The 16,430-nt window shown below is 66.1% G+C and carries 12 protein-coding genes; 5 read left to right on the top strand and 7 right to left on the bottom strand.

From position 1 onward, the window contains the following. Positions 1-47: 47 nt before the first annotated feature. From ACN4F8_RS21640 to ACN4F8_RS21610, 7 genes are all read right to left on the bottom strand, one after another. Positions 48-2,858, bottom strand: coding sequence for a molybdopterin-dependent oxidoreductase (locus ACN4F8_RS21640; RefSeq protein ID WP_419475473.1), 2,811 nt, complete (start codon positions 2,856-2,858; stop codon positions 48-50). A 112-nt stretch (positions 2,859-2,970) separates the two neighbouring features. Next, a complete protein-coding gene (gene nirD, locus ACN4F8_RS21635; protein ID WP_419475472.1) occupies positions 2,971-3,372 on the bottom strand; it encodes a nitrite reductase small subunit NirD in 402 nt (133 codons plus the stop codon). Beyond that, positions 3,369-5,858, bottom strand: coding sequence for a nitrite reductase large subunit NirB (gene nirB, locus ACN4F8_RS21630; protein ID WP_419475471.1), 2,490 nt, complete (start codon positions 5,856-5,858; stop codon positions 3,369-3,371). The genes nirD and nirB overlap by 4 nt, the downstream gene beginning before the upstream one ends. Positions 5,859-5,868: 10 nt before the next feature. Continuing rightward, entirely contained in the window at positions 5,869-6,675 is an 807-nt protein-coding gene (locus ACN4F8_RS21625) for an ABC transporter ATP-binding protein (RefSeq protein ID WP_419475470.1), read from the bottom strand. Then, complete coding sequence (gene ntrB, locus ACN4F8_RS21620) at positions 6,672-7,601, bottom strand: nitrate ABC transporter permease (RefSeq protein WP_419475469.1); 930 nt, start codon at positions 7,599-7,601, stop codon at positions 6,672-6,674. The genes ACN4F8_RS21625 and ntrB overlap by 4 nt, the downstream gene beginning before the upstream one ends. Positions 7,602-7,641: 40 nt before the next feature. Continuing rightward, positions 7,642-8,940 carry an ABC transporter substrate-binding protein gene (locus tag ACN4F8_RS21615; protein WP_419475468.1) on the bottom strand — a complete coding sequence of 433 codons (1,299 nt, stop codon included), beginning with the start codon at positions 8,938-8,940 and terminating at the stop codon, positions 7,642-7,644. 359 nt (positions 8,941-9,299) lie between these two features. Then, a complete protein-coding gene (locus ACN4F8_RS21610; RefSeq protein ID WP_419475467.1) occupies positions 9,300-10,568 on the bottom strand; it encodes a nitrate- and nitrite sensing domain-containing protein in 1,269 nt (422 codons plus the stop codon). Positions 10,569-10,634: 66 nt separating this feature from the next. Here ACN4F8_RS21610 and tsaD point away from each other — a divergent pair, with 66 nt between their 5' ends. The 5 genes from tsaD to pnp form a co-directional block, all read left to right on the top strand. Beyond that, complete coding sequence (gene tsaD / locus ACN4F8_RS21605; protein WP_419475466.1) at positions 10,635-11,726, top strand: tRNA (adenosine(37)-N6)-threonylcarbamoyltransferase complex transferase subunit TsaD; 1,092 nt, start codon at positions 10,635-10,637, stop codon at positions 11,724-11,726. Positions 11,727-11,751: 25 nt separating this feature from the next. Further along, positions 11,752-13,056, top strand: coding sequence for a branched-chain amino acid ABC transporter substrate-binding protein (locus tag ACN4F8_RS21600; protein ID WP_419475465.1), 1,305 nt, complete (start codon positions 11,752-11,754; stop codon positions 13,054-13,056). A 20-nt stretch (positions 13,057-13,076) separates the two neighbouring features. Beyond that, positions 13,077-14,279: a pyridoxal phosphate-dependent aminotransferase gene (locus ACN4F8_RS21595; RefSeq protein ID WP_419475464.1), complete on the top strand. Its 1,203-nt coding sequence runs from the start codon at positions 13,077-13,079 to the stop codon at positions 14,277-14,279. Between the two features lie 134 nt (positions 14,280-14,413). Next, on the top strand, positions 14,414-14,680 hold the full coding sequence (gene rpsO / locus ACN4F8_RS21590; RefSeq protein WP_056273781.1) for a 30S ribosomal protein S15: 267 nt from the start codon (positions 14,414-14,416) through the stop codon (positions 14,678-14,680). Positions 14,681-14,940: 260 nt separating this feature from the next. Then, the coding region (pnp, locus tag ACN4F8_RS21585; protein ID WP_419475463.1) for a polyribonucleotide nucleotidyltransferase at positions 14,941-16,430 on the top strand (1,490 nt) is incomplete at its 3' end.

Below are 16,430 nucleotides of genomic sequence, written 5' to 3'. Positions count from 1 at the left end.
TGTCCGGGAAGTTTGATGACCCGGCGTTATATGGTCAAAGCAGCGGCTCAAGCGGGCAGCAGCGCGGGCGTGGCGCGCACCAGGCGTTTGAGTTCGGGCACGCAGGAGCCGCAGTTGGTACCGCAGCGCAGACCAGCCTGCAGCGAGGCCAGGCGCTCGTCGTCGCTGCCCTCGGAGGTGGCGAGCCGCTCGGTGATGGCCAGGTCGGTCACGTTGAAGCAGGTGCACACCTGACGGCCCTTGGCCTCGATGGCCACCGGCGGTTTTGCGCCGGGCATCAACAGGCGGCGACCGTAGGCGTCGGCGGGCAGTTCGTCCTGCAGCAGCGGCTTGAGCCAGGCTTCGGCGCGCGTGTCACCGGCGAGCATGAAGCCGTCGAGCTGTGTGACCTCGCCCACGCGCACCAGCCGCGCGGCGCGGTGCTGGCCCAGGCGTTTGTCGGCGTAGCGCAGGGCGTCGGCGGTGTTCAGGCCGAGCAGGGTTTCGACGCGTTCGATCAACGCGGGCTCGGGCGCGTCGTGGGCGGCCGCGCGGAACAGCACGCCGGTGCGCTCCCTGCCGAACGGGACGCAAGACGCAAACGGAAACTTCGCCATGAGTTCGCGCAAGCCCTGCTGCGCGTTCAGCGCACCGGCCTCGGGCAGCCAGGCCATGGCCAGCAGCGTCCAGGGCAGTTCGGCCTTGAGCACCTTCACCGCGGCGTGTTTGAGTTCCGGCTGTTTTGAGGAGGGGCAGTAGGCCGAGGTGGTGAGCGCGTTCACACCCGCGAGTTGTTCGCCGGTGCTGCTCAGGCCACTGAGGTACTCGGCGCCCCAGTGCATGGCAATGAAGGCCTGCGACAGGCCGATGTCGTCCGAGCCTTGCAGCGGCACCAGGATGGAGCCGCGCTTGCTGGTCACGTGCACCAGATCGCCGTCTTTCAGACCCCGGCGCTCCATGTCTTGCGGGTTGAGCTGCACCGCCGGTTCGGCCACGTGGCCGAACAGGCGGCCCAGCGTGCCGGTGCGTGTCATGCCATGCCACTGGTCGCGCAGGCGGCCGGTGGTGAGCGAGAACGGGTAACGCGATTCGCGCGGCTCGGCGAGCGGCACGAAGGGCAGGGCGGCGAAGCGGGCTTTGCCATCGGGCGTTGGGAAAGCACCGTTTTCGTAGAGGCGTTCCTGGCCCACGGTTTCACCCGTGCGCAGAGGCCACTGTTGTGGGCCTTCGTTCTCCAGTTTTTCGTAGGAGAGTCCGGTGATGTCGAGGTCGCGGCCGCGCGTGGATTCGCGGTGTTCGTTCCAGATGGACTCGGGGGTTTGGTAGGGGAAGAGCGAAACGCCCGTTCGCCCTGAGCTTGTCGAAGGGCTCACGCGATGCGGGTTGGTGAGGGCTTCGACAGGCTCAGCCCGAACGGAGGTGGGCTCGGCTCGGGCGGGAAGGGCGCGTTCCAGCCGCTGTGCAAAGTCCACCACGATGCGCCAGTCGTGCCGGGCTTCGCCGGGCGCGGGCACGGCCGGGCGCACGCGGCTGATGCGGCGTTCGCTGTTGGTCACAGTGCCGTCTTTTTCGCCCCAGGTGGTGGCGGGCAGCAGCAGGTCGGCGAAGTCGCAGGTGGCGGCGGTGGCATAGGCCTCCTGCACCACGACGAACTCGGCGCGTTGCAGCGCTCGGCGCACCGTGGCCTGGTCGGGCATGGACTGGGCCGGGTTGGTGCAGGCGATCCACAGCGCCTTGATCTCGCCGTCGGCCGCCGCTTCGAACATCTCCACCGCGCTCTTGCCCGGCTTCTCGGGCACGCTGGCCACGCCCCACAGCGCGGCCACCTCGGCGCGGTGCTGCGGGTTGGCCAGGTCGCGGTGGGCGCTCAGCAGGTTGGCCAGGCCGCCCACTTCGCGCCCGCCCATGGCGTTGGGCTGGCCGGTGAGGCTGAAGGGGCCGGCGCCGGGTTTGCCGATCTGGCCGGTGGCCAGGTGCAGGTTGATCAAGGTGGCGTTTTTGGCGGTGCCGCTGCTGCTCTGGTTCAGGCCCTGGCAGTACAGGCTGAGCGTGGCTGGCGAGGTGGCGAACCATTGAGCCGCGGTGTAGAGGTCTTCTTTTTTCAAGCCACAGGCCTGCGCCGCGCGCTCGGGCGTGACCTCGCGCACCAGGGCTTTGAGCGCATCAAAACCGGTGGTGTGCGCGGCGATGTAAGCGGCGTCCAACCAGCCTTCCCACAGCATGATGTGCAGCAGGCCGTGGAACAGCATCACGTCGCTGCCGGGCTGCAAGGGCAAAAACAGGTCGGCGAAGCCGGCGGTGTCGGTGCGGCGCGGGTCGGCCACGATCACCTTCATGGCGGGGTTGGCTTTTTTTGCCTCTTCAATGCGGCGGAACAGCACCGGGTGCGCAAAGGCCGCGTTGCTGCCGACGATGAACAGGCAACTCGCATGGTTCACATCGTCGTAACAGGCGGGTGGCGCATCAGCCCCCAGCGTGAGCTTGTAGCCGGCCACGGCGCTGCTCATGCACAGGCGCGAGTTGGTGTCGACGTTGTTGGTGCCGATCAAACCCTTGGCCAGCTTGTTGAAGACGTAGTAGTCCTCGGTGAGCAACTGGCCGCTGATGTAGAAGCCCACGGCATCGGGGCCGTGCTGTTCGATCACCGTGGCGAAGCGGTCGGTGGCGAGGTCCAGCGCCGCGTCCCAACCGACGGTCTGCGCGGGGCCGCCGCGTTCCAGGCGACGCAGGGGCTGCAGCAAACGCGTCTGCTGCGCGATGGCGGGCGAGGCGGTGAGGTGCAGCGTCTGGCCCTTGGTGCAGAGCCGGCCGAAGTTGGCCGGGTGGTCCGGGTCGCCGCGCACGCCGGTGATGCGGGTGCCCTCGGTTTCGATGATCACGCCGCAGCCAACGCCACAGTAAGGGCATGTGGACTTGACTCCCTCTCCCTCTGGGAGAGGGTGGGGGTGAGGGCCGCTTCCGGAGCGCAAGGGCACGGGGAAAGCCCTCACCCTAGCCCTCTCCCAGGGGGAGAGGGAACAAGTCACGCCTCGCCGGGCCGGCGATGGGACGCGTCAGGTCGGTCGCGTGGGTTGACAGTTCCTGCGCATCCAGATGCACCACCCCATCCGCCACCTTCACCGCAAACCTCGGCGTGCAGCCCTCGTCGGGTTCTTTGGCGCAGCCGCTGTCCAGGCCGATGGTCCAGTTGTGCAGCGGGCAGGCCACGCTGGTGCCGAAGACGATGCCCTGGCTGAGTGGGCCACCCTTGTGCGGGCAGCGGTCGAGCAGGGCGAAGACCTCGTTCTGTGCGTTGCGGAACACCGCCACGTCCAGACCTCTTTCGCGTTGCACGCAGCGCGAACCGAGCACGGGAATGTCGTCCACGCGGGCGATCGGAATCCACGAATTCATACAGAGCTCCCTTCCATGGCAACCGCCTTGATCGGGATGAACTGGCGCGTGTCCACCGCCGCCTTCTGGTGCTCGAACCACGGATCGGGCTCCCCGTCGAGCGCGAACTGCAGCTCGGCCCACAGCGCTTTGCGGCCCTCGTGGTCGTCGAGGATCTTTTTCTTCACGTAGTCCAGACCCACGCGGCTCACGTAGTGCACCGTCCGTTCCAGGTACCAGCCTTCGAGCCGGTAGAGCTGCATGAAGGCGCCGGTGTACTCCAGCACCTCTTCGGCCGTCTTGAGCTTGGTGAAGAAGTGCGCCACCTCGGTCTTGATGCCGCCGTTGCCGGCCACATACATTTCCCAGCCCGAGTCCACACCGATGATGCCCACGTCCTTGATGCCGGCCTCGGCGCAGTTGCGCGGGCAGCCGCTCACCGCGAACTTCACCTTGTGCGGTGCGTACATGCGCCACATCGCGCGCTCCAGGTCCTTGCCCATCTGGGTGCTGTCTTGTGTGCCCATGCGGCACCACTCGCTGCCCACGCAGGTCTTCACCGTGCGCAGGGCCTTGGCGTAGGCGTGGCCGCTGGGCATGCCGATGTCGTTCCACACGGCCTGCAGGTCTTCCTTCTTCACGCCCAGCAAATCGATGCGCTGGCCGCCGGTGACTTTCACCGTGGGGATCTTGTACTTGTCCACCGCATCGGCGATGCGGCGCAGTTCGTCGGCCGTGGTCTCTCCCCCCCACATGCGCGGGATCACGCTGTAGGTGCCGTCCTTCTGGATGTTGGCGTGCATGCGCTCGTTGATGAAACGGCTTTGTGGATCGTCCTTCGCCTCTTTCGGCCAGGTGCTGATCAGGTAGTAGTTGACGGCCGGGCGGCAGGTCGCGCAGCCGTTGGGCGTGCGCCAGCCCATGCCGGCGAACACCGCGCCGGTGTTGGTGTACTTGCTCTCGCGGATCGCATCGCGCACCGCCTGGTGGCCGTGGTCGGTGCAGGCGCACATGGCCTTGAGCTTGGGCGTGGCCGAGTAGTCACCGCCGGCGGTGAACATCAGGATCTGCTCCACCAGGCCGGTGCACGAGCCGCAGCTCGCGCTGGCCTTGGTCTGCTTGCGCACCTCTTCCAGCGTGAACAGGCCCTTGTCCTTGATGGCCTTGCAGATGGCGCCCTTGGTCACGCCGTTGCAGCCGCAGACCTCGTCGGTGTCTGCCATGGCCGAGGCCTTGCTCTGGCCCTGGTGGCCCACATCGCCGATGTTGGATTCGCCGAACATCAGCTTGTCGCGGATGTCGGCCACGCTGCGGCCGTCGCGCAGCAGCTTGAAGTACCAGGAGCCGTCGACCGTATCGCCGTAGAGGCAGGCGCCCACGAGCTTGTCGTCCTGGATCACCAGCTTCTTGTAGACGCCGCCCGAGGGGTCGCTCATCACGATCTCTTCGGTGTTGGCGCCGCCGGTGAAGTTGCCGGCGGAGAAGAGGTCGATGCCGGTGACCTTGAGCTTGGTCGTGGTGAGCGAGCCGACGTAGCGGCCAATGCCGAACTCGGCCAGGTGCGTGGCCAGCACCTTGCCCTGCTCGAACAGCGGTGCCACCAGGCCGTAGGCGATGCCGCGGTGCGCCGCGCATTCGCCCACCGCGTAGATGCGCGGGTCGGTCACGGTCTGCAGCGTGTCGCTCACCACGATGCCCTTGTTCACGTGCAGGTTCATCGATTCGGCGAGCGCGGTGTTGGGGCGGATGCCCACGGCCATCACCACCAGATCGGCGGGCAGCTCGGTGCCGTCCTTGAAGCGGATGGACTTCACTCTGCCGTCGTCGCCACCCACGAGTTCCTGGGTTTGCCCACCGATGAGGAATTTCATGCCGCGCTGTTCCAGCGACTGCTGCAGCAGCTTGCCGGCCACGTCGTCGAGCTGGCGTTCCATGAGCCAGGGCGCCACGTGCACCACGCTCACCGTCATGCCGCGCTTCATCAAACCGTTGGCCGCTTCGAGGCCCAGCAGCCCACCGCCGATGACGACCGCGTGCGTGTAGCGCGTGGCCGCGTCGATCATGGCCTGCGTGTCGGCGATGTCGCGGTAGGCCAGCACGCCGGCCAGGTCCTTGCCCGGGATGGGCAGCATGAAGGGGTTGGAGCCGGTGGCCATGATGAGCCGGTCGTAGGGTGCTTCGACTTTGCCGCCGTCGGCATCGGTGGCGCGCACCACACGTTTGACGCGGTCCACCTCGGTCACGGTTTTGCCGGCGTGCAGGGTGACGCCGTTGTCGGTGTACCAGGCCCAGTCGTTGAGCACGATCTCGTCCAGCGTCTGTTCACCCGCGAGCACGGGCGAGAGCAGGATGCGGTTGTAGTTGGGGTGGGGCTCGGCGCCGAAGACGGTGATGTCGTAGAGATCGGGGGCGAGCTTGAGCAGCTCCTCGATCGTGCGCACACCGGCCATGCCGTTGCCGACCATCACCAGTTTCAGTTTCGCTTTCGGGTTGACTCGCATGTCCATGGTGTTCTCCTCAAGCCACTTTTTCAACGTGCGCCTGGCGCGTGTAGAGGAAGTCGATCACCGCCTTGCGGCACTGCTGGTAGCGCGGTTCGTCGGCCAGGGCCACGCGGTTGCGCGGGCGCGGCAGGTCCACGGTGAGCACCTCGCCGATGGTGGCGGCCGGGCCGTTGGTGAGCATCACGATGCGGTCGCTCAGCAGCACGGCTTCGTCCACGTCGTGCGTGACCATGACCACCGTGCTGTGCGTGCGCGCCACGATGTCGAGCAGCTCGTCCTGCAGCTTGGCGCGGGTGAGGGCGTCGAGTGCGCCAAAGGGTTCGTCCATGAGCAAGACCTTGGGTTCCATCGAGAGGGCGCGCGCGATGCCCACGCGCTGTTTCATGCCGCCGGAGATTTCACCGGGGCGTTTTTGTGCAGCGGGCGTGAGGCCCACCATGGCCAGCGCGGCGTCGGTGCGGGCCTTGAGCTGCGCCTTGGTTTCGGTGGCGGAGAACACCCGCTCGACCGCGAGGTAGACGTTCTCGAAACAGGTGAGCCAGGGCAAGAGCGAGTGGTTCTGGAACACCACCGCGCGCTCGGGGCCGGGGCCGGCGATCTCTTTGTCGGCGCACAGGAGCACACCTTCGGTGGGCACGGTCAGGCCGGCGATCAGGTTGAGCAAGGTGGACTTGCCGCAGCCCGAGTGGCCGATGAGGGTGACGAACTCGCCCTTGGCCACGGTCAGGTTGATGTCGCGCAGCGCGGGAAAGTTGCCCTTCTTCGTCTTGAAGGTCTGCTCGACGTTCTGGATCTCGATGTATTTGGACAGGTTGCTCATGATTTGACTTCCTCAAACGTGAACAGCGTGGCCAGTTTGATGAGGCCGAATTCGAGCACCAGGCCCACGATGCCGATTACGAAGATCGCGATGATGATGCTGGCCACGTTGAGGTTGTTCCACTCGTCCCAGATCCAGAAGCCGATGCCCACACCACCGGTCAGCATCTCGGCGGCCACGATCACCAGCCAGGCCGTGCCCACCGCCAGGCGCACGCCGGTGAGCAGGTAGGGCAACACGGCGGGGAACAGGATCTTGGTGAAGATCTTCCATTCGCTCAGGTTGAGCACCCGCGCCACGTTCATGTAGTCCTGCGGCACGCGCTGCACGCCCACCGCGGTGTTGATGATCATGGGCCAGATGGAGCAGATGAAGATGGTCCAGATGGCAGCCGGGTTGGCGCCCTTGAACACCAGCAGGCCGATCGGCAGCCAGGCCAGTGGTGACACCGGGCGCAGCAGGCTGATGAGTGGGTTGAACATGCGGCTCAAAAATTCGAAACGGCCGATGGCAAAACCCGCCGGGATGCCCACCGCCGCGGCGAGACCAAAACCGATGGCCACACGCTGCAGCGACATGAGCACGTTCCAGCCCACGCCCTGGTCGTTCGGGCCGACCTGGTAGAACGGATCGGCGAACACCTCCAGCGCCTGTTTCCAGGTTTCCAGCGGGGTGGGAATGCCGCTCTCTCCGGTGCCGGCCACCACGGCCCACACGGTGACGAGGAACACCAGGCCCAGCACCGGCGGCAACACACTGGTCCACAGAAAGCGCAGGTCCCAGCCGCGTTTGGCCTGCACCAGCGGCGGGGGCGCCGGGCGGGGCACCGCGGCCATGGCGGCGGGTGCCGCCACAGCGCCCGATGGCGGCTCGTTCTTGGTGGAGGGAGCGCCCTCCAGAGGCGAATGAAAGACAGCGCTGACCATGGTTTTTCTCCGGTGCACGTGGGGCTGAAAACGCGCCTGATCAGGCCGCGTTGATCTTGAAGCTGTCGGCGTACTTGGCGGGGTCTTTGCCGTCCCACACCACGCCGTCCATGAGCTTGGAGCTGCGCATCTCGGACTTGGGCAGCGCGGTCTTGCTGGCCGTGGCCGCCTGTTTGAAGATGTCGATACGGTTCACAGCCTTGGCCACAGCCAGATAGTCGGGGTGCGACTTGAGCAAGCCCCAGCGCTTGTGCTGCGTGAGGAACCACATGCCGTCGCTCAGGTAGGGGAAGTTCGCCGCGCCGTCGTTGTAGAACTTCATGTGATTGGGGTCGTCCCAGGTCTTGCCCAGGCCGTTCTGGTAGCGGCCCAGGATGCGCTGGTTGATCGCGTCCACGCTGGTGTTCACATACGAACGCTGCGCAATGACCTCGGCCATCTTGTTCTTGTTCTGCAGGCCGGCGTCGATCCACTTGCCGGCTTCCAGAATGGCGGCCGTCACGGCGCGCGCGGTGTTTGGGTTCTTCTGCACGAACTCGGCCGTGGTGCCCAGCACTTTTTCGGGGTGGTCTTTCCAGATGTCCTGCGTGGTGTTGGCCGTGATGCCGATGCCGTCCATGATGGCGCGGTGGTTCCAGGGTTCACCCACGCAGAAACCGTCCATGTTGCCCACACGCATGTTGGCCACCATCTGCGGTGGCGGCACCACGATGGCGCGCGCGTCTTTCATCGGGTCGATGCCGGCTGCTGCCAGCCAGTAGTAGAGCCACATGGCGTGCGTGCCGGTGGGGAAGGTCTGGGCGAAGGTGTATTCGCGCTTCTCGGTGGCCATGAGCTTGGCCAGCGACGGGCCGTCCACCGCGCCTTTTTCGGCCAGCTTTTTGGAGAGCGTGATGGCCTGGCCGTTCTGGTTCAGGTTCATCAGGATCGCCATGTCCTTCTTGGGGCCGGCGGTGCCCAGCTGCAGGCCGTAGATCAGGCCGTAGAGCACGTGCGCCATGTCGAGTTCGCCATTGACCAGCTTGTCGCGCACACCGGCCCAGCTGGCTTCCTTGGTGGGCACGATCTTCACACCGTATTTCTTGTCGATGCCGAGCTCGGCGGCCATCACCACACTGGCGCAGTCGGTGAGCGGGATGAAGCCGATCTTGACCTCGGTCTTTTCAGGTGCGTCGGAGCCGGCTGCCCACACCCCGCTGTGGCCCAGCGTGGAGAAGAAGGCGGCGCCGCCGATGGCGGTGCTCTTCTTGATGAAGTCGCGCCGGGATGCTGCGTTGGGTTCGGCCGGGGTGTCGACGGAGGTCGGGGCAACGGTTGCGCCGGGGGTGTCTGCGTTCATGTCCAACTCCTTGCTGATGAAAAAAACCGGTCCCAAAAGCACAACGGCGCCCATCTCCAAGCCTGCGGATCGCAAACCGGAAATGGACGCCGTTGTCCAATGTCGGGGGTGACTGTTGGAAGCCGGACCGCCATTGGCCCCGCTCCCTCTGCCTTGTTCAAAGCAGGTTGTGTGCCAGCGTCAGGGTTAACGCGGAGGTCGCCGGGCTTGAATGAAAAGCCTTTGATTTGCAAGGAGATACCTGTTGGACCACCAAGTGAACTGGGTGGTTTCTTTGCCGCCTCGTGCGTTTTCAGGGCGTCAAACTGGTGCGCGCAACCGTCAAGACCGGTATTGGTGCACCGCAACAGAGTGCGGGTTCAGCGCGGGCGTTCGGGCAACACGTCGGCCATGGCCAGCACCGCCTCGGCCACCTCGATCAGCCGGCGGTTCTGGTTCATGGCCATCTGGCGCATGGTCTTGTGGGCTTCTTCTTCGCTCAGGTGGCGGTGCGCCATCAGCAGGCCTTTGGCGCGCTCGATCAGCTTGCGCTCGTTGAGGCTGGCGCGCACGGTGTCGAGTTCTTCGCTCATGGTCTGCAGGCGCCGCGCCTGCTCCTGCACCAGTTCCAGGATCGAGCGTTCCAGGTGCAACCCATACCCCTGGGCACCCGCGCCAAATGCCGCCGTGCCCCGGGCATCGGGCGCGCGGAAGAACGACAACACATCCGCCTCGGTGGCCGGTGCCGTGTGCAGCGCGTGAAAACTGTTCAGCTCGACATTGGCGGCCGCTATTTTCTGTTCGCAGGCTTGCAGCAGGTCCCGCGCGAGCTGATCTTCCACCGCCTTCATGCGGTCGATGCGCCGGCTGCAGCAGTCAAACCAGGCCTGGCTCACCTGGGCATTGAGCGGTGAGCCGTGCGGCGCCGTGCACAACACGCGGCGCAGCCGCTCCAGCTCGGCCAGCATGGCGCTGGCCTGCGCGGTGTTCCACAGCGCCACCACCTGCGGGTTCGAGAACTCGGCAAACACCTCCAGGCAGCGTTCTTGCGACTCGATCAGGTGCAGCAGGCGCTGCTGTTCTTCGGCCACGGCACGGCCACCGGCAAACAGGGCCGAGCCGGCCGCGCGCTCCTGGCCAGCAAACTCCTTGCCCTGCATGAAGTTGAACAAGGCCACCAGCAGGCGCGAGATTTCGGGGTCGCTGGCGCTGTCGGCGGCTTCGAACACCACCGCCAACAAACCCGCGATCAGCCGCACATAGGCTTCGGTTGCCTGCTGGGGCGTCCATTCCAGCGCCTGCACCCGCGCGCGCAGGCCGTCCAGCGCGTCCAGCCCGTGCAGCACATAGGCGATGCGGCTGAACAGGCGTGCGCCGTTGCCCAGCCGGGCCGACTCGGTGTCCAGCTCGTCGAAGCAGGTGCGCAACTCGGCTTCGATCTGCCGGCACTCGGCGATCTGGCCCGCCCGCATCTCGCCGAACTGCAGGCCTTGTGAGCCGAGAAACAGGTTGGAGAGGCCGCGTTCGCGCTGCAGGCCGTGCACCAGGCGCCCGGTCACGTTCACCAGCGCGCTGGTGAGCGCGAGCTGCTGCAGTTCGGCGATTTCGCAGCGTTTGGCTGCGACCAGAAAGTTCAGGCCCGATTTCATGTCCGAGAGAGGTTTGCGCGCATTTCTGAACCAGAGCAACAAACATGCCGCCCGTACACTTGGGCCATGCTGATTTTGGGAATCGAGTCGTCTTGCGACGAAACCGGCGTCGCCCTGGTCGACGCCAGCGGCGGACACACGCCGAGGCTGCTGGGCGATGCGCTGCACAGCCAGATCGAGATGCACCGCGCCTTTGGTGGCGTGGTGCCCGAGCTCGCCAGCCGCGACCACATCCGCCGCGTGTTGCCGCTCACCGACGCCGTGCTGGCGCAGGCCGGCCTGCCGCTGTCGGCCGTGGACGCGGTGGCCTACACCCGTGGCCCTGGCCTGGCCGGCGCGCTGCTGGTGGGTTCGGGTGTGGCCTGTGCACTGGGCTTTGCGCTGGGCAAGCCGGTGATCGGTGTGCACCACCTCGAAGGCCATTTGTTGTCGCCTTTTTTGAGCGCCGACCCGCCCGAGTTTCCGTTTGTGGCCTTGCTCGTCTCGGGTGGCCACAGCCAGTTGATGCGGGTGGACGGGGTGGGGCGCTACACGCTGCTGGGCGAAACCATCGACGACGCGGCCGGCGAAGCCTTCGACAAGTCGGCCAAGCTGCTCGGCCTGGGTTACCCGGGTGGGCCGGCGCTGGCGCGGCTGGCGCTGCAGGGCGATGCCCAAGCCTACAAATTTCCGCGCCCGCTGCTGCACAGCGGCGATCTCGACTTCTCGTTTGCCGGCCTCAAAACCGCCGTGTTGACCCAGGTGAAACGGCTGGCCCACGCCAGCCTGGACGGCCCGGCCACGCTGCACCTGGCCGACCCGCTCACGCCGCAGCAAAAGGCCGATGTGGCCGCCAGCGTGCAGGCCGCCATTGTTGAGGTGCTGGTGAAAAAATCCATGGCCGCGGTGCGCCAGACCGGCCTGCGCCGCCTGGTGGTGGCCGGCGGGGTGGGAGCCAACACGCTGCTGCGCGAACAGCTGGGTGCGGCCTGCGCCAAGGCCGGCGTGCGCGTGCACTACCCCGAGCTGCACCTGTGCACCGACAACGGCGCCATGATCGCGCTGGCCGGCGGCATGCGGGTGCAGGCCGGGCTGGCTTCGCTGGATTCGGCCGACACGGGCTACAGCTTCGATGTGAAGCCGCGCTGGCCACTGGCCGATCTGGCCACGGCCACTTGACGGTTTCTCCGCAAACACTGTTCTCATGACAAACAAGCTTCATTCGTTGATGTCCGTGCGCCGCCGCGTGCTCATTGCCGCTTTGGGTGCGGTCCTCGCCGCACCTACGGTGCTGGCCCAGGCGCCAGCGCCCATCCGCATCGCCATGATCGAAGGCCTGTCCGGCCCGATCGCCAACACCGGCGAGGCGGTGTATCGCAATCTTGTGTGGGCCACCGAGCGTGTGAATGCGCGCGGCGGCGTGAAACTGCCTCCTTCGCAAGGGGGCAACCGCCCGCTGCTGATCGAACGTTTCGACAGCAAGGGCCAGACCGAAGAAGCGCTCTCCGCGCTGCGCTCTGCCGTGGACCGCGACATCACCATCGTGGCGCAGGGCAACTCGTCGGCGGCGGCCAGCGCGCTGATCGAGACGATCAACAAACACAACGAGCGCGAGCCGGCGCGCCAGATGCTGTTCTTGAACTACTCGGCGGTGGACCCGGCGCTGACCAACGAAAAATGCAGCTACTGGCATTTCCGTTTTGACGCCCACGCCGACATGCGCATGAACGCGCTCATGAGCGTGCTGCGCGAAGACAAACAGCTCAAGAACATCTACCTGATTGGCCAGGACTACAGCTTTGGCCAGGCCGTGCTGCGCGAAGGCCGCAACCAGCTCGCCGCGCAGCGGCCCGACGTGAAGATCGTCGGCGAAGAGCTGCACCCCATGGCGCGGGTGAAGGACTTTTTGCCCTACGCCGCCAAAATCAAGGCCAGCGGTGCGCAGGCCGTGCTCACCGGCAACTGGGGCAACGACCTCACGCTGCTGGTGAAGGCCGCGCGCGAGGTCGGTTTTGACGGCAGCTTCTACACCTTCTACGGCAATGCGCTCGGTGCCCCGGCCGCCATGGGCGAGGCCGGCATCGGCAAGGTGATCGCCGTGGCCGACTGGTTCCCCAACGTGCCCACGCGCGAGTCCGAGGCTTTCTACCAATCGTTTCGCCAGCGCTTCCCGAACCCGGCCGACGACTACGTGCACATGCGCATGCAACTCATGATCGAATCGCTGGCGCAGGCCATCGAGCGCGCCGGTGCCGCCGGCCCGGTCAACGCCGCCACCATCGCCGCCCAACTGGAAAAGGCCGAAGTCACCCTGGCCGGCCAGACCGCGCGCATGCGCGCCGCCGACCACCAGTTCCAGCAGCCGCTGGCCGTGGCCGTGATGGACCAGCAGGGCGCGCCTGGGGTGAAATTCGACGTCGAAGGTTCGGGCTACGGCTTTCGCGTCATCCGCAACCTGGCTCCCCAACAAGCCGAACAGCCTCACCGCTGCAACATGATCCGCCCCTGATGTCTCTGAACGCTCCTCTCATGCGCCCCGTCGTCGACAACCTCGAAGCCTCCCGCATCCGCGAGGTGGCCAACGAAGGCCTGGGCCGCGACAACGTGCTCAAGTTCTGGTTTGGCGAGAGCGACGAGGTCACGCCCGACTTCATCCGCGAAGCCGCCATGGCCTCGCTGCAGTCGGGCGAAACCTTCTATGCGCACAACCTCGGCCTGCCCGAGCTGCGCGAAGCGATCGCGGTCTACACCGATGGTCTTCACCCCGGGCGCGGTGCGGCGCACTGGATGGACCGCCTGGCCGTCACCTCGGGCGGCGTGAACGGCTTGATGCTGGCCTCGCAGGCGCTGGTGGAGGCGGGCGACGAGGTGGTGGTGGTCACGCCGGCCTGGCCCAACCTGGTGGCGCAGCCGCAGATCATGGGCGCGATCGTGAAAAGTGTGCCGCTGCACGTGCTGTCCAGCGGAGCGCGCACCGGTGCCTGGGCGCTGGACATGGACGCGCTGCTGTCCGCCATCACGCCGGCCACGCGTCTGCTCATCGTCAACGCGCCCAACAACCCCACCGGCTGGACGCTGACCCGAGCCGAGCAGGCCACCATCCTGGCGCACTGCCGGCGCACCGGCACCTGGATCCTGGCCGACGAGGTGTACGAGCGGCTGTACTACGCGGGTGACACCGCCAATGGCGCAGCCCCCAGCTTCCTGGACGTGGCCGAGCCCGACGACCGTGTCATCGTGGCCCACAGCTTTTCCAAGAGTTTCCTCATGACCGGTTGGCGCCTGGGCTGGCTGGTGCTGCCCGCCGCGCTCACCGCGGCCATGGGCAAGCTGATCGAATTCAACACCTCGTGCGCGCCGGTGTTTGTGCAGCGCGGCGCCACGGTGGCGCTGCAGCGGGGCGCCGAGGTCACACCGGCCCTGGTGGCACACCTGAAAACCTGCCGCGACACCCTGGTGCCGCTGCTGCGCGCCGTGCCCGGCGTGACGCTGGCCGAGCCGCTGGGCGGCATGTACGCGTTTTTCACGCTGCAGGGGCACAGCGACTGCCTGGACGTGGCCAAACGGCTGGTGCGCGAGGCCGGCATTGGCCTGGCGCCGGGCAGCGCCTTCAGCCCGGAAGCCGCCGGCTGGCTGCGCTGGTGCTTTGCCAGCCGCGACACCCACCGGCTGGAAGAGGGTGTCTCCCGCCTGCGCCGCTGGATCGCCGCCCAGCCGGGTGGCCGCAACTGACGCCTTCTGCCCTATAATCCTCGGTTGCCGTTCGAAAGGACAGCATACCCACGCCCGATGCGGCGGCCGGCTCTGGAGCAACTCCACATGCCGGCTTGCTGCGCCGGGACGCATGTAACCCCCAAGGAAATTCCATGATTGCCCAATCCATCAAAGCCGAAGTCGTCGCGGCCAACGCACGCGCCGCCAACGACACCGGCAGCCCAGAAGTGCAGGTCGCTATCCTGACCGCACGCATCAACGAACTGACCCCCCACTTCAAGACGCACGCCAAAGACCACCACGGTCGTCGCGGCCTGCTGCGCATGGTGAGCCGCCGCCGCAAGCTGCTCGACTACCTCAAGTCCAAGGACGCCCAGCGTTACGTCGCGCTGATCGCGAAACTGGGTCTGCGCAAGTAATTGAGCCCGGTTTGACACACAAAACGCCTGAGTTGGTTCGCTGGCTCGGGCGTTTTTTGCTTGTCAATCCGCTTTTTTGATTCCGGAGCATTGATCACAGAGCGAAGCTGTGTCATTCCAAGCGGGTTGAGCGCCATCGGCGAACCACTCAATCCTTCTGGAATGGCATCGTGTTCTGGGTTGTGTTTCCGGGTTTTGTGCGGGTTTGCCGCACGCTGTGTTTTCCACCGAGTGGCGGAAAAAATTCCAGGAGATCAACCATGAGCATGTTCAACAAAGTCACCAAGACCTTCCAGTGGGGCCCCCACACGGTCACCATGGAAACCGGCGAAATCGCGCGCCAGGCCACCGGCGCCGTGCTGGTCAACATCGACGACACCGTGGTGCTTGCCACCGTGGTCGCCAAGACCGAGGCCAAGGCCGGCCAGGACTTCTTCCCGCTGACCGTGGACTACACCGAGAAGTCGTACGCCGCTGGCAAGATCCCCGGCAGCTTCTTCAAGCGCGAAGGCCGCCCGAGCGAACTCGAGACGCTGACCTGCCGCCTGATCGACCGCCCGATCCGCCCGCTGTTCCCCGAAGGCTTCTACAACGAAGTTCAGGTGATCGTGCACGTGGTGAGCCTGAACCCCGAAGTGCAGGCCGACATCGCCGCCATGATCGCCACGTCCGCCGCCCTGTCGGTCAGCGGCATCCCGTTCAACGGCCCCATCGGTGCCGCCCGCGTGGGTTATGTCAACGGCCAGTACGTGCTCAACCCGGGCCAGACGCAACTCAAAGACAGCCAGCTCGACCTCGTGGTCGCAGGCACCGAGTCCGCTGTGTTGATGGTGGAGTCCGAAGCCGACCAGCTGTCCGAGGAAATCATGTTGGGCGCCGTGGTGTTTGGCCATGAGCAAGGCAACATCGCCATCGCCGCCATCAACGACCTGGTGCGCGACGCCGGCAAGCCGGCCTGGGACTGGCAAGCGCCTGCCAAGGACGAGCCGCTGATCGCCAAGATCGACGGTCTGGCCAAGGCCAAGCTCGAAGCCGCCTACCAGATCCGCAACAAGCAGGCCCGCACCCAGGCCTGCCGTTCGGCCTACGCCGATGTGTTCGCCGCCCTGAAATCCGAAGGCGTGGCCTTCGACAGCGTGGCCATCGAAGCCCTGCTGTTCGAGATCGAAGCCAAAATCGTGCGTGGCCAGATCCTGGCTGGCGAACCCCGCATCGACGGCCGCGACACGCGCACCGTGCGTGCCATCGAAATCCGCAACGGCGTGCTGCCCCGCACCCACGGCTCGGCCCTGTTCACCCGCGGTGAAACGCAGGCGCTGGTCGTGGCCACGCTCGGCACCGACCGCGACGCGCAGCGCATCGACGCACTGGCCGGCGAGTTCGAAGACCGCTTCATGCTGCACTACAACATGCCTCCCTTCGCCACCGGCGAAGCCGGCCGTTTCGGCACCCCGAAGCGCCGCGAAATCGGCCACGGCCGTTTGGCCAAGCGCGCGTTGATCGCCGCACTCCCGAGCAAGGAAGACTTCCCGTACACCATGCGTGTGGTGTCGGAAATCACCGAGTCCAACGGCTCTTCGTCGATGGCATCGGTGTGCGGTGGCTGTCTGGCGCTGATGGACGCCGGCGTGCCGATGAAAGCCCACGTGGCCGGCATCGCCATGGGTCTGATCAAGGACGGCAACCGCTTTGCGGTGCTGACCGACATCCTGGGTGATGAAGATCATCTGGGCGACATGGACTTCAAGGT

It is taken from the genome of Hydrogenophaga sp. (assembly GCF_048549895.1).
Taxonomy (GTDB): Bacteria; Pseudomonadota; Gammaproteobacteria; order Burkholderiales; family Burkholderiaceae_C; genus Hydrogenophaga.
This window is presented reverse-complemented; position numbering and strand designations above follow the sequence as displayed.

Bases quoted from the DNA above. Each gene is read 5' to 3' on its own strand.
- rpsO (WP_056273781.1), top strand. From the start codon at position 14,414: ATGATTGCCCAATCCATCAAAGCCGAAGTCGTCGCGGCCAACGCACGC.
- nirB (WP_419475471.1), bottom strand. From the start codon at position 5,858: ATGGACATGCGAGTCAACCCGAAAGCGAAACTGAAACTGGTGATGGTC.
- ACN4F8_RS21595 (WP_419475464.1), top strand. From the start codon at position 13,077: ATGCGCCCCGTCGTCGACAACCTCGAAGCCTCCCGCATCCGCGAGGTG.
- ACN4F8_RS21625 (WP_419475470.1), bottom strand. From the start codon at position 6,675: ATGAGCAACCTGTCCAAATACATCGAGATCCAGAACGTCGAGCAGACC.
- ACN4F8_RS21600 (WP_419475465.1), top strand. From the start codon at position 11,752: ATGACAAACAAGCTTCATTCGTTGATGTCCGTGCGCCGCCGCGTGCTC.
- ntrB (WP_419475469.1), bottom strand. From the start codon at position 7,601: ATGGTCAGCGCTGTCTTTCATTCGCCTCTGGAGGGCGCTCCCTCCACC.
- tsaD (WP_419475466.1), top strand. From the start codon at position 10,635: ATGCTGATTTTGGGAATCGAGTCGTCTTGCGACGAAACCGGCGTCGCC.
- ACN4F8_RS21615 (WP_419475468.1), bottom strand. From the start codon at position 8,940: ATGAACGCAGACACCCCCGGCGCAACCGTTGCCCCGACCTCCGTCGAC.
- nirD (WP_419475472.1), bottom strand. From the start codon at position 3,372: ATGAATTCGTGGATTCCGATCGCCCGCGTGGACGACATTCCCGTGCTC.
- ACN4F8_RS21610 (WP_419475467.1), bottom strand. From the start codon at position 10,568: ATGAAATCGGGCCTGAACTTTCTGGTCGCAGCCAAACGCTGCGAAATC.